The sequence below is a fragment of the Pseudomonas viridiflava genome, assembly GCF_900602065.1.
Lineage (GTDB): Bacteria > Pseudomonadota > Gammaproteobacteria > Pseudomonadales > Pseudomonadaceae > Aquipseudomonas.
This window is the reverse complement of sequence record NZ_UWFN01000116.1, coordinates 216,656-230,176: the sequence shown is the minus strand read 5'-3', so window position 1 is coordinate 230,176 and position 13,521 is coordinate 216,656. Positions and strand designations below refer to the sequence as shown.

General features: G+C 57.4%; 11 protein-coding genes. 1 reads left to right on the top strand and 10 read right to left on the bottom strand.

What is annotated here, in order from left to right:
- Positions 1-149: 149 nt before the first annotated feature.
- The 10 genes from EE949_RS06245 to EE949_RS06200 form a co-directional block, all read right to left on the bottom strand.
- Positions 150-920, bottom strand: a complete 771-nt coding sequence (locus EE949_RS06245; protein WP_122663475.1) for a 3-hydroxybutyrate dehydrogenase — start codon at positions 918-920, stop codon at positions 150-152.
- A 10-nt stretch (positions 921-930) separates the two neighbouring features.
- Entirely contained in the window at positions 931-2,322 is a 1,392-nt protein-coding gene (locus tag EE949_RS06240; RefSeq protein ID WP_122663474.1) for a GntP family permease, read from the bottom strand.
- A 349-nt stretch (positions 2,323-2,671) separates the two neighbouring features.
- Complete coding sequence (locus EE949_RS06235; RefSeq protein WP_122663473.1) at positions 2,672-4,087, bottom strand: sigma-54 interaction domain-containing protein; 1,416 nt, start codon at positions 4,085-4,087, stop codon at positions 2,672-2,674.
- A 53-nt stretch (positions 4,088-4,140) separates the two neighbouring features.
- Positions 4,141-5,724, bottom strand: coding sequence for an ABC transporter ATP-binding protein (locus EE949_RS06230; RefSeq protein ID WP_122663472.1), 1,584 nt, complete (start codon positions 5,722-5,724; stop codon positions 4,141-4,143).
- A gap of 1 nt (position 5,725) precedes the next feature.
- Positions 5,726-6,748 (bottom strand): ABC transporter permease, encoded by a 1,023-nt coding sequence (locus EE949_RS06225; RefSeq protein WP_122663471.1) that lies wholly within the window; start codon positions 6,746-6,748, stop codon positions 5,726-5,728.
- Entirely contained in the window at positions 6,748-7,818 is a 1,071-nt protein-coding gene (locus tag EE949_RS06220; RefSeq protein WP_122663470.1) for a microcin C ABC transporter permease YejB, read from the bottom strand. Before EE949_RS06220 ends, EE949_RS06225 begins: the two co-directional genes overlap by 1 nt.
- Positions 7,819-9,687 carry an extracellular solute-binding protein gene (locus EE949_RS06215; RefSeq protein WP_122663469.1) on the bottom strand — a complete coding sequence of 623 codons (1,869 nt, stop codon included), beginning with the start codon at positions 9,685-9,687 and terminating at the stop codon, positions 7,819-7,821.
- A gap of 699 nt (positions 9,688-10,386) precedes the next feature.
- Positions 10,387-10,668 carry a peptidylprolyl isomerase gene (locus EE949_RS06210; RefSeq protein ID WP_122663468.1) on the bottom strand — a complete coding sequence of 94 codons (282 nt, stop codon included), beginning with the start codon at positions 10,666-10,668 and terminating at the stop codon, positions 10,387-10,389.
- A 126-nt stretch (positions 10,669-10,794) separates the two neighbouring features.
- The gene (locus tag EE949_RS06205; RefSeq protein WP_122663467.1) at positions 10,795-11,877 is read right to left on the bottom strand and encodes a 3-deoxy-7-phosphoheptulonate synthase; all 1,083 of its coding nucleotides are present in this window, start codon (positions 11,875-11,877) and stop codon (positions 10,795-10,797) included.
- An 812-nt stretch (positions 11,878-12,689) separates the two neighbouring features.
- The gene (locus tag EE949_RS06200) at positions 12,690-12,923 is read right to left on the bottom strand and encodes a DNA-binding protein (RefSeq protein ID WP_122663466.1); all 234 of its coding nucleotides are present in this window, start codon (positions 12,921-12,923) and stop codon (positions 12,690-12,692) included.
- An 82-nt stretch (positions 12,924-13,005) separates the two neighbouring features.
- On the opposite strand from EE949_RS06200, the gene EE949_RS06195 reads away from it, so the two are divergent.
- Positions 13,006-13,374, top strand: a complete 369-nt coding sequence (locus tag EE949_RS06195; RefSeq protein ID WP_122663465.1) for a helix-turn-helix domain-containing protein — start codon at positions 13,006-13,008, stop codon at positions 13,372-13,374.
- Positions 13,375-13,521 lie beyond the last annotated feature (147 nt).

Here is a 13,521-nt window from a genome sequence, read left to right as displayed (position 1 = left end):
ACACCGGGAGCATGTAATGGACTGTAGGAGCTGCCGAAGGCTGCGAAGCTTTTATCCTGACACACCGCGATCGCAGCCTTCGGCAGCCCCTACAGGTCCTGTGTTTGCTGCGCGACAGCGCGCTGTCAGAAACGCGAGTTAATCAGGTACTAACGCGCCAGCCACCCGCCATCCACGTTCCACGCCGCGCCGCGCACCTGGCTGCCAGCCTCGCTGGACAGAAACAACACCAGTTCGCCCAACTGTGACGGTGTCACGAACTCCAGCGACGGCTGCTTCTCGGCCAGCAGGTCATGCCTGGCTTGATCCGCATTACCACCAGCCGCGGCTCGATCATCAATCTGCTGTTGTACCAGTGGTGTCAGCACCCAGCCGGGGCAAATCGCATTGCAGGTGACGTTAGTCGTGGCGGTTTCCAGCCCGACGACCTTGGTCAGCCCGATGACCCCGTGCTTGGCAGCAACGTAAGCCGCCTTGCCGGTAGACCCGACCAGACCATGTACCGAAGCAATGTTGACGATGCGCCCCCAGTTTTTACGGCGCATGCCCGGCAGGCAAAGGCGCGTGCTGTGGAATACCGAGGAAAGGTTGATCGCGATGATCGAGTCCCAGCGCTCGACAGGGAAGTCCTCCACCGCGTCGACGTGTTGAATGCCCGCGTTATTGACCAGAATGTCGACGCCGCCGAACTCTCGTTCGGCGTATTCAATCATTTCGACGATCTGCTCGGGCTTGCTGACATCGGCGGGGTGATGACCCACCTTGCCACCAAACTTCGCGACGTCGGCGATCACCACTGATGCGTCGCCGAAGCCATTGAGGATCAGGTCGGCCCCGGCCTGCGCGAGCGAGAGGGCGATACCCAGCCCGATGCCGCTGGTGGAACCGGTGACTAATGCGGTCTTGCCTTTAAGACTCATACTTTTTGCCTCACACAATGCCGGTGGCGTAGAAGGTGCCGATCACCACGAATACGGCGAGCGTCTTGATGATGGTGATGCCGAAAATGTCCTTGTAAGCCTCGCGATGGGTCAGGCCGGTGACGGCCAGCAAGGTAATCACCGCGCCGTTGTGCGGCAGCGTGTCCATGCCGCCGCTGGCCATCGAGGCTACTCGGTGCAGCACTTCCAGAGGAATATTGGCGGCATTGGCGGCGCTGATGAACGTTTCCGACATGGCCGCCAGAGCGATGCTCATCCCTCCGGACGCTGAGCCGGTGATACCGGCCAGCAACGTCACGGTGACCGCCTCGTTGACCAGCGGGTTCGGGATGTTCTTGAGCCAGTCTGCCAGGACCAGAAAGCCCGGCAACGACGCGATAACCGCACCAAAGCCATATTCCGAGGCTGTGTTCATTGCCGCCAGTAATGCACCGCTGACGGCACTTTTGCTGCCTTCGGCCAGGCGACTGCGAATCGCTTTAAAGCCAAACGCCAGAACCATCAGGATCCCGATCAGTAACGCGGCTTCGACGGCCCAGATGGCGGTCAGTTTCGCGATGTCAGTCTGTACCGGTGTGGCCATGCCTGGCAGCGCGAGGGTGTGAGTCTTGCCGTACCACTGGGGAATCCACCAGGTGAACAGCAAGTTCATGACTCCTACAAGCAGCAGCGGGGAAAGCGCAATCCAGGGATTGGGAAGCTTGATGTCCTCGGGCGTCTCCGGCTCGTTGCGCAATTCGGTGCCATAGCCTTCACCGGCCCGCTGGGCTTTGTTGCGTTGCCGCTGCAGGTAAAGCATGCCGGCGCAGAAGACGAAAATCGTGCCAATCACGCCCAGCCATGGTGCCGCCCACGCGGTGGTGTTGAAGAACGTGGTCGGGATGATGTTTTGTATTTGCGGCGTGCCGGGCAGGGCGTCCATGGTGAAAGAAAACGCACCTAACGCAATGGTTGCCGGTATCAGGCGCTTGGGGATATTGCTCTGGCGGAACATCTCCGCAGCAAACGGATACACCGCAAACACCACCACGAACAACGAAACGCCGCCATAGGTGAGCAGGGCGCAGACCAGTACGATCACCAGCATGGCCTGGCGTGTACCGAGCACGCCAATGGCGGCCGCGACGATAGCCCGGGAGAAACCCGACAATTCGATCAGCTTGCCGAACACGGCACCCAGCAGGAACACGGGAAAATACAGCTTGATGAAGCCGACCATCTTGTCCATGAACACACCGGTGAAGGCCGGTGCGACAGCGGATGGATCAGTCAGCAACACAGCGCCGAGGGCGGCGATGGGGGCGAAGAGGATAACGCTGTAACCACGATAGGCTGCGAGCATCAACAGCGCGAGGGCTGCCAAGGCGATAATCACACTCATTGAGTGTCTCCTGGCCTGGGAATCCGGCGAACTCAGAGGCCGCCGAAAGCGCTCTGCATGGATCGCTGAATCCTGTCGGCATATTGTTATTGTTTTCGGCTGCGGTCGTGCCGCAGGAGTGCTTTAGCGGGAATCGTGCCAGATTTTAACTGGTTGATTTATATGGATTTTAAATTTTTCGGTGCGCTGGTAAGGGGTTTTTGTCTCTATAAAGAGACTTTTCATGAGGCCTTTGCGGATGACACTCCTGATATCCCGTATGCGAACGGGCACCGCTCCCACAGAGACCGCGACTGCCCATGGGAATTGCAGGCAACCTGGCAGTCTCTATCAAGAGACATAAGTCTCACTATGGAGACTCGGCAATCCCCAGCGCGGCCATTTTCTTGTACAGGGTCGAGCGGCCAAGCCCTAACTGACTTGCTGCTTCCACGACATTCCCCGCGCACTGCACCAGCGCCTGCTCGATCAATTGGCGATCAAAGCGCTGCCGTGCCTGACTGAAAGTCTCACATGGGCCGGGTTGGCAAGCCCCACCGGGCTGCTGGTTGACAGGCACCAGACTGCCAATCGCCGCACGAATCTCCTTGGCGTCGAGGATCAGGTCATCACTGAGCAGGGCCGCGCGCTCCAGCACATTGCGCAACTCACGGATATTGCCTGGCCAGGCGTGCTGTGCCAGTAACGCCTGAGCGCCAGGCTCCAGTTCGTGCTGACTGCGCAACTCTTCGAGGATCGACTCACTGAGTGCTGGCAGGTCGTCCAGCCGCTCGCGTAACGGCGGCACCTGAATGGGCAGCACGCTCAAACGGTAATAAAGGTCCGCGCGAAACTGGCCGCGCTTGATGGCCGCTTCAAGGTCGGTGGACGTTGCTGCAATCAGCCGGATATCACTTTTGTGTACTTCGTTGGAGCCAACAGGTTCGTACTCTTTTTCCTGCAGGACGCGCAGCAGTTTGCTCTGCAACGGCAGTGGCATGTCGCCGATTTCATCGAGAAACAAAGTTCCTCCCTGGGCGATCTGCAATTTCCCGGGGCGCCCTTTGCGATCAGCCCCGGTAAACGCGCCCGGCGCTGTGCCGAAAAACTCGGCCTCCAGCAACGTCTCGGGAATGGCTGCGCTGTTGATGCTGACAAACGCCTTGTGCGCACGTGGAGAAGCATTGTGAATGGCATGCGCCAATAACTCTTTGCCGGTACCGGTTTCGCCCAGCAGCAATACCGGTGATTCGGCACTGGCACTGCGTCGCGCCCGGCGTTTGACTTCCAGGCTGGCGGCGCTGGTGCCGATGAAGTGCGCAAAGCTGTATTTCGCCTGGCGGGCGCGCAGCAAGGAACGGGTCGAGGCAAGCTCTTCCTGCATGCTCAGATACCGTTTGAGCAGCGGTGACAGCGACTGCAACTCATCAAATAGCGCGAAGCCAATAGCGCCGATCAACCCGCCTGAGTCATCGTGGATGGGTAAACGCATGACCACCAGCGGGTCTTTTGCGGTGTCCATCATGTCCAGCAGGATAGGGCGACCGTTGGTTGCGACCTGACGCAGCAGGCTGCCCGGGATTACCTTTTCACAGGGCTGGCCCAGCGCCAGGCTTGAGTCCTGCAGCCCGAAACGGCGGGCGTAGCGTTCATTGATCCAGACAATCTTCGCGTCTTTATCGACAATCACTGTGCCTTCGCTCGACTGCTCGATAATTTCGAACAGCGAACGAATCGCCAGTTGGCGAACGCTGCGGTAGTCGTTAAGGCTATGGCTCTCTTTCATAGGGTGTTCCGTGGTGTGTCACCGGCGTCTGGCCGTACAGAATGCCCGTTTTTTCAACTGAATCCAGGGTGCGCCGCCGCCAGCAATTCCTTGGTGTAAGGATGTTGGGGCGCGTCGAACAGATCGTGACTGGCGCCACGTTCGACGACTTTGCCGTCTTTGACCACGATGACGTCATGGGCCAATGCTTTGACCACGGCGAGGTCGTGACTGATAAACAGATACGTCAGGCCATGTTTTTCCTGTAACTGGCGCAGCAAGGCCACGACTTGTTTCTGTACTGTCCGATCCAGTGCAGACGTAGGCTCGTCAAGCAGGATCAACGCTGGCTTGAGGACCAGTGCCCTGGCAATAGCGATCCTTTGACGCTGGCCACCGGAAAACTCATGGGGGTAACGGTGTCGACTTTGAGGGTCGATACCGACTTCTTCCAGCACGCGAATGACTTCAACTTCACACTGCAGCGGGTCCATCTCGCTGTGGACTTCAAGCCCTTCGCTGATGATTTGTGCCACTGACATGCGTGGGCTCAGGCTTCCGTAAGGGTCCTGAAAAACCACCTGCATCTGCTTGCGCCAGGGACGCATCTGCTTCTGATTGAGGTCATTCAGGCTCTGCCCCTGAAACCGGATACTGCCACGCGATTCAAGAAGGCGCAGGATTGCCTGACCAAGTGTCGATTTCCCCGAGCCTGATTCGCCAACAATTCCAAGGGTTTTGCCACGCTCAATGCTCAGACTGATGTCATCCACCGCCTTCAGGTATTCCTTGTGATGACGGAAAATACCGCCGCTCAGCGAGAACCATACGCGTAAGTTGTCCACTTCAAGCACCTTCTCCCGACTGTCACGAGGCAGCGGTTCGCCCGCTGGCTCGGCATCGAGCAAAAGCTTGCTGTACGGGTGCTGCGGCTGCTTGAACAAAGAGTGGCAATTGGACTGTTCGACGATTTCTCCCGCGCGCATCACGCAGACTCGCTGAGCAATGCTGTGCACCAGATTCAGGTCATGACTGATCAGCAACAGCGACATGTTCAGGCGCTGTTGCAGCTCTTTCAGCAGCAGCAGGATCTTACGCTGGACAGTGACGTCGAGGGCTGTGGTCGGCTCATCGGCAATCAGTAACTCCGGCTCACAGGCCAGCGCCATGGCAATCATCACCCGTTGCCGCTGACCACCGGATAGCTCGTGCGGATAAGCCTTCAGGCGCTTCTCTGGCTGCTGTATACCCACCAGTTCGAGCAGCTCGACAATGCGTTTTTGCGCGGCCCGGCCAGTCAAACCCTTGTGCAGCAGAAGGGTTTCACCGATTTGCTTGGAGAGCGTGTGGAGCGGGTTCAGCGAGGTCATCGGCTCCTGGAAGATCATCCCGATCTGGTTGCCGCGCAAACGGCGCAACGTGCGGCTGTCTGCGCCTAGGAGTTGCTGGCCCCGATAGAGAATGCTGCCGGTACTTGCCGTGCCGCTGGCGGGCAGCAGTTGCAGGATCGAATGCGCGGTTACGGACTTCCCGGAGCCGGACTCACCGACCAGCGCCAGGCATTCACCGGCGCGGATGTCCAGGCTCAGGTTCTTGACCACCGTCTGCCCGCTGAAGGCGACGCTGAGGTCACGGATTTCAATCAGGTTGTCCGACATATCAAGACCTCGGGTCGAAGGCATCACGCAGCGCCTCACCAATAAACACCAGCAGTGACAGGATCAGCGCCAGGGTGAAGAAGGCTGTCAGCCCCAGCCAGGGGGCCTGCAGGTTCTGTTTGCCCTGGGCAATCAGTTCCCCCAGCGACGCGCTGCCCGCCGGCATGCCGAAGCCAAGAAAATCCAGCGCCGTAAGCGTCGAGATGGCGCCGGTGAGAATAAATGGCAGGTAACTCAGGGTTGCGTTCATCGCGTTAGGCAGGATGTGCCGGGTGATGACCTTGCGATCACTCATGCCCAGCGCGCGTGCGGCTTTGACGTACTCCAGATTACGCCCGCGAAGGAACTCCGCACGCACCACATCCACCAGGGCCAGCCATGAGAACAGCGCCATGATGCCCAGCAGCCACCAGAAATTGGGTTCAACGAAGCCGGACAGGATGATCAGCAAATAAAGCACCGGCAAACCTGACCAGACTTCCAGCAGGCGCTGACCAATCAAGTCGACCCAACCTCCGTAGTAACCTTGTAGCGCGCCCGCGGCGATACCAATCAGGGCACTGATTGCGGTCAGCGCCAAGGCAAACAGAATGGATACCCTGGCGCCGAAGATCACCCGGGCGAGCACGTCGCGGGCCTGGTCATCCGTACCTAACCAGTTCTGCGCCGTTGGCGGGCTTGGGGCAGGGCGGTTAAGTTCGTAGTTAGGGGTGTTGTCACTGAACGGGATGGGCGGAAACAGCATCCAGCCATCACCCTTGTCGATCAGGTCCCGAACGTAATCACTGCGGTAGTCCGGCTGGAACGGGAGCTGGCCACCAAACTCCTGCTCGGTGTAGCGTTTGAGCGCCGGGAAATACAGCGAATGCTGGTAACTGAGCACCAATGGTTTGTCATTGGCGATCAGCTCGCCACCCAGTGTCAGCAAGAACAAACCGCAGAACAGCCACAGTGACCACCAGCCGCGGCGGTTATGACGAAAGCGGTCCAGGCGTCGTTGGGCCAGCGGAGAAAGTCTGCTCATCAGGCATTCCTCGCGCTGAAGTCGATTCGCGGATCGACCAGGGTGTAGCAGATGTCTCCCACCAGTTTTATCAGCAAGCCAAACAGGGTGAAGATAAACAGCGAGCCGAACACTACGGGGTAGTCACGCGAAACGGCGGCTTCGTAGCTCATGCGCCCGAGACCATCCAGCGAAAAAATCACCTCGATGAGCAGCGAGCCTGCAAAAAACACGCTGATGAATGCCTGAGGGATACCCGCTACCACCAGCAGCATTGCGTTGCGAAATACATGGCCGTATAGCACGCGACGTTCGCTCAAGCCTTTGGCCCTGGCGGTCACAACGTACTGGCGAGTGATTTCATTGAGGAAAGAGTTTTTGGTCAGAATGGTCAGGGTGGCGAAACCGCCAATGACCAGTGACGAAACCGGCAGCACCAGGTGCCAGAAGTAGTCGGCGATTTTGCCTACCGTTGTCATCTGTTCGAAGTCTTCTGACACCAGGCCGCGTACCGGGAACCAGTTAAGGGACGTGCCCCCGGCGAACAGCACCACCAGCAGCATCGCGAACAGAAATGCGGGCATTGCATAGCCAATGATGATTGCAGTGCTGCTCCAGATGTCGAAATGACTGCCGTGCTTGACCGCTTTGCGAATCCCTAGCGGGATCGAGACCAGATAGGTGATGAGCGTTGCCCATAGTCCCAACGAAATGGACACCGGCATTTTCTGCAGAATCAGATCGGTGACCGTCGCGCCCCGGAAGAAGCTTTTACCAAAATCCAGCTGCGCATAGCTTTTCAGCATTAGCCACAGTCGTTCATGCAGAGGTTTGTCAAAGCCATACTGATGTTCGATTTCCTTGATCAACTTGGGGTCAAGGCCCCGAGAGGCGCGTGATGGGTTGCTATTAACGGATTCGGCAGCCGCGCTGCCCGCACTGGCGCTTGCGCCGCCGATGCCTTGCAGGCGAGCAATTGCCTGCTCGACCGGGCCGCCTGGCGCTGCCTGTACGATGAAAAAGTTGACCAGCAGAATGCACAGCAGGGTCGGGATGATCAGTAACAGGCGCCGCAATAAGTAGCCGAGCATTCACTTCATCTCCGAGGCGATGGCAGACGCACCGCGTTTTTCTGCGAATTGCTCGTTGGTCAGCGGGGTTGGGCTGACTTCCCACCACGTATCGATGGCCTCGGCGTTGCTGGCCTGGATTTTCGGAATACCAAAACGGTTCCACCACAGCGTCGAGGCGCCGGGCGGGTAATAGTTGGGGATCCAGTAATAGCCCCATTGCAGTACCCGATCGAGGCAGCGAGCGTAGTCGACCATGGTTGATTTGTTGTCGGCACTGACCAGTCCGGCAATCAGGCTATCGACCGCAGGGTTCTGCAGCACCATATAGTTGTTGGAGCCTGGGTCCCGCGCACCTCTGGAACCGAAGTTGTTGTACAGCTCCATGCCCGGTGAGGTTGAGACCGTGTAGCCGGTGACGATCATGTCGTAATCCCGGGCCATGACCCGGTTCAGGAACTGCGCCGCATCGATCCGGCGGATTTCGAAGTCGATGCCGATTTGCGCAAGATTGCGCTTGTAGGGCAGCAGTATTTTTTCAAATCCGGCCTGGCCATTCAGGAACGTGAAGGTGAACGGCTCGCCTTGGGCGTTGACCAGATGGTCGCCTTCGGGGGTCCATCCTGCTGCTTCGAGTAGCTTCAGTGCCTCAAGCTGCTTGTCGCGGATATAACCTGTGCCGTCAGTTTTAGGGGTGTGGAATACTTGATTGAAGACCTCCGGTGGCACTGACTCGCGCAGTGGTTCGAGGATTTTCAGCTCGGCCGGGGTCGGCAGTTCGGTCGCTGCCAGGGAGGAGTTCGAGAAGTAGCTGTTCTGGCGGATGTACGTATTGCGCATCATCTGCCGGTTGGTCCATTCGAAATCCCAAAGCATCGACAGCGCCTGGCGTACCCGGCGATCCTGAAACATCGGCCGGTCCAGATTAAACACAAACCCTTGAGAACTTTGCACAGCACCCTTGGCCAGATGTGCTTTTTGCAAGCGGCCTTCGCTCAGCGCCGGGCTGTCATACAGAATCGAGTAAGCAGTGGCCGAGTATTCGCGGTTGTAATCATAAGCGCCGCCCTTGAGGACCTGGCGTGCTACATCGGTATCGCCGAAGTACTCGACGCTGAACGTGTCGAAGTTATAGAAGCCACGATTGACCGGCAAATCCCTGGCCCACCATTGCGGATCACGAGCAAACGTAATGCTGCGCCCCGGGTCAACCTTGGCGACCTTGTAGGGGCCGCTGCCCACCGGTATTTCAAAACCGCCACCACCGGCGAAGTCGCGACTTTTCCACCAGTGCTCGGGAAAAACCGGCAGCGAAGCGAGGTCCAGTGGCAGCGTCCGGCTTTCGTTGGTCTTGAAGTCAAAACGGATCTGCGTCGGTGATTCGACCTCGACACCTTTGATGTCCTGAAACTGGGTTCGGTAGGAGAGGCTGCCCTGGGTCATCAGCAAGTCATAGGTGTAGCGCACGTCTTCAGCGGTAATAGGCACGCCATCGGCAAAGCGGGCCTTGGGATTAATGAAGAATCGAAGGGACAGGCCGTCTTCACCGCGCTCGATGCGTTCGGCTACCAGACCGTAAACGGTGTAGGGCTCGTCCAGCGAGCGTACCGCTAACGGTGAATAGACCATGCCGTTGAGTTGCGAAACGCCGGTGCCTTTATCCAGATACGGCATCAGGTGATCGAACTGACCTATTTCCTGCGCCGAGCGGCGCATGCTGCCCCCTTTTGGCGCATCCGGGTTCACGTAATCGAAATGTTTGAAATCGGCCGGATACCGTGGGGCTTCGCCATACACCGTTAGCGCATGTTGTGGTGCAGCACACAGTAGTTGAGGGCCGGAAAACAGGACCAGCATTGCCGCGATCAGCGATGAAGAAACAAAACGCATTACTGGAATCCTGACTGATGCTTTCGGGTGGGCACCAGGGTTGAGAGTGGCGATGATTAAAGTCATACGACAGGCACGGCCAGGCAATGTTCTTGACCGGTAAATACAGGCTTCAACAAGGTACCGGAACCCGGGCATGTTTGTAACCGGATGATGCGCAGCGCACAAACGGGTTATGTGCCAAAACACAGCAATTTGCTTGCCGCTGTAGCGTTGTGTTGCTGATAAACGCCTTCGCGAGGCACGCAGATACAGGTGGGACCGGCTTCAGCCGGGAGGGCGGTGTTTCTGACGATGCAGGTTTGTCGACTCTTCGGACCTCTTCGCGAATAAATTCGCTCCTACCCAGACTGTGTGAAAACGTAGCGAGCGACGGCAAGACAAGGCGCAACGAGCGGAGCGAGTAACAGCCGCAGGCTGGCCCGGAGGGTGAGCGAAGCGAATCAAAACAGGCGAAAAACGGCCGGGGTCGCGTCCGACTCTAGGTGTTCTAAATGAGCATTTTTCGCCTGTTTTTAACGCAGTATTGTGCGCGTAGCACCGAAGGTGCCCAGCCTGCAGTAGTTTTCACACAGTCTGTACCGGATTTGCGCTGACGGTGTCAGGACCTCGGCACCGAACCTGCAGATGCTGGTTGGTATTCCACAAACAAAAACGGCCCACCTGAGGCGAGCCGTTTTGAATGTCAGCAGCGAGAAATCAATCCTGGCGGCTGGTCACTTCCAGCAGGTGATAACCAAACTGGGTTTTCACCGGGCCTTGCACCACATTGATTGGGGCGCTGAACACGACTGTGTCGAATTCCTTGACCATTTGGCCTGGGCCGAACGAACCCAGATCGCCACCTTGGCGGCTGGATGGGCAGCTGGAGTTGGATTTGGCGACTTCCGCGAAATCAGCACCGCCTTCGATCTGAGCTTTGAGTTCGTTGCATTTCTCTTCGCTGGATACAAGGATGTGGCGGGCAGTGGCTTTAGCCATTGGGAATTACTCCTGTCAAAAAAAAGAAAGAGCCTACCGGATTAAGGAACGCATTTCCCGATAAAGTTCAGGCTGATATCCCATGGACGGGGCGAGCGGCGCTTTTTCGCCGCTCTTCTGATCTCATTACCTGTACCGCAGCCTGCTCACTGCGTCGCGTAGCAAGTGCTCGGTCGCATCCCAGCCCAGGCAGCCATCAGTCACCGACACGCCGTAACGCATTGACGCGCTGATCGGCTGGCAGCCTTCAAATAGATGACTCTCGATCATCATGCCCACCAGCGATGAATCGCCTTGCAAGCGCTGAGCAAGCACGTCATTGAACACCTCAGGCTGGCGCAAAGGGTCCTTACCGCTGTTGGCGTGACTGCAATCAACCATGATGCGTTCGGCGATCCGTTGTTTCGCCAGGCTCTCGCGCACTTGCGCAACATGTTGACGGTCGTAGTTGGGGCCTTTGTGACCACCGCGCAGTACGATATGGGTGTCGGGATTGCCTGCGGTTTCGATAACTGCCGGATGCCCCTGACGATCCAGTCCAAAATGACGATGGCCGTGAGCGGCTGACCGCATGGCGTCACTGGCGACCGTAATGCCCCCGTCGGTGCCGTTCTTGAAGCCGACGGGGATTGGCAATCCGCTGGCCATTTCCCGGTGAATTTGTGATTCAGTCGTGCGCGCGCCAATGGCGACCCAACTGAGCAGGTCGTCGAAGTAGCCTGCGGCCATCGGTTGCAGAATTTCCGTCGCAACGGGCAGGCCGAGACGCAGCATTTCGCGCATCAGATGGCGCGAGAGCGTCAGGCCTGCGGCCATGTCGTCGCTGCCATCGAGTTGCGGATCGTAAGCCAGACCCTTCCAGCCGACGGTGGTGCGGGGCTTTTCTACATAGGCGCGCATGACCAGCAGCATCTGATCACTGACCTCACCGGCGAGCGTCGCCAGACGTTCGGCGTATTCAAGCGCTGATTGCGGATCGTGAAGAGAGCAGGGGCCGACAATGACCAGCAGGCGCGAGTCTTCGCCGTTAAGAATGGCGCGAACGGCGCGGCGATGGGCTGCAACCTGTTCGCTGAGTGTCAGGTCCAGTGGCAACTGGGCTTTCAGTTGCAAGCTGCCTGGCAGGCGCTGCGGGGCGGGAATGCTGTCGAGCACGGTCAGGTTGCGGGTCGACAGGTCAGACGGTTTTACGGCGATAGACGAATTCATGATTCTGCTTCCTGGGCTGGCGGGTCTGGCCCGCTCAAGCCCTACTGGGGTGTTCGACAATTTGCCGGGTTGGCGTTCTGGAGTGATTTGCCACCTGTCAGTGACCGAACGGAGGCGGCTTGCTGTCCCGTACGGAGGCTGCTAAATCGCCAGGCAGTGCAGATGTCGGTGCGGTAATAGGTGCTGTAGTTCATGTTCTGTTCCTCGATTGAATTCAAATTTTCAGGGGCGTTAAAAAACAAAACCCCCGGTCGGGAAGCCGACCGGGGGTAGAGAATTCTCTGGTTGGCGTCCCCTTGAAGTGGGCGCCGGATGGGTATCAGGCGCGCCAGTGGCTAAACCAATACCCAAAATAAACGGTGTTTTGCGGAGCAACTATTGCCGATTCACCACGCACGACTGCACGCGCAACCAAGCGACTAACGCTGGTCTGCAACAGTGGCTGTGAGGTGAGTGGCAACATGATATGTCTCCGTTAAGTGATGCGAGCTTACTTCAGCCACGCGGACGAATTCAATCAGAAAAATCAATCAAGGCCATAGGTGGCTATTGCATCGCAGTGCATTTTAGGGAAGGGGGCGCCGTCTGATTGGCCGAGCGCAAGCAGCATTTCCCTGCGTTGCGCTGAACCGTCAAATCGAGCGACGGGTGCCTCTGAGACAGGTCTGTATTGATGGCTGTTTATAGGCGCGTATTGTCACCGGAAATTCGCAACCAAATGTTTAGTGTTGCGAACCGATCCGCGCACCATCCTGCTTATTAAGGTGCGTGAGTCCTACAAGCAACGGCGTCTTTGCTGACGCTGAATGGGATCACTCAGGCGTCGTCCCGGCTTCAGGCGAAGGTGCGGATGGAATGATGCCATCCTTCATCCCCAGCAAAACCGCCACTTTGTGCGCTTCTCCACGACGACCCTTCTTGCGCCCGGCCAGCACCTGGTAAGTGGTAGCCGGATCAATGCAATTCTCTCGGGCAAACTCTTGAACAGATTTCCCTTGATGTTCAAGCCATGCCTTGGCTTGTGCAGCGGTGCGTATTCCGGGCATAGTTCAAAACCGTTCAAATCAGTTTAAATTTATCTAGATTCTACCATTCGTAAGGGTGGGGTCAACAGGATTAAGCATTCAAATGAGTGGAATAGGTTCCCGATTAAGAAAAGAAAGAGAGCGTCTGGGCTTGTCTCAGCGTGCTTTTGGAGAAATCGGTGGAGTGGAAGCTAACGCTCAGGGCAAATATGAAAGTGGTGATCGCGCTCCCAAGGCCGATTACCTGGCAGCCGTCGCCGCTAAAGGCGTGGATGTTCTTTTTGTGCTGACAGCCACCCCCACACCGATCCTTGTCGATAATCTGAGTACTGCCGAGGAGAAAGTATTGGGTAGCTACCGTACCCTGAGCAAGGAAGATCAAGACGCTATCAAGCGATTGACTGTGACCATGGCGGAGCTATCTGCTTCATATGCGATTCAGGGCAAGATCGCTAACCGCAAGGAAGATTGACGCTCTACTAAGTCATAGAATCGCCTGGTAAAAAATTTCATGATTCATGGGCATCGGTGATAGCGTGTCCTTAGTGCCATCGCAGAATCAATGTAGGCCAGGCCTTGCGTAAAGCTGGGTCTGGCCTTTTGTTTTTGCTATGGTGAC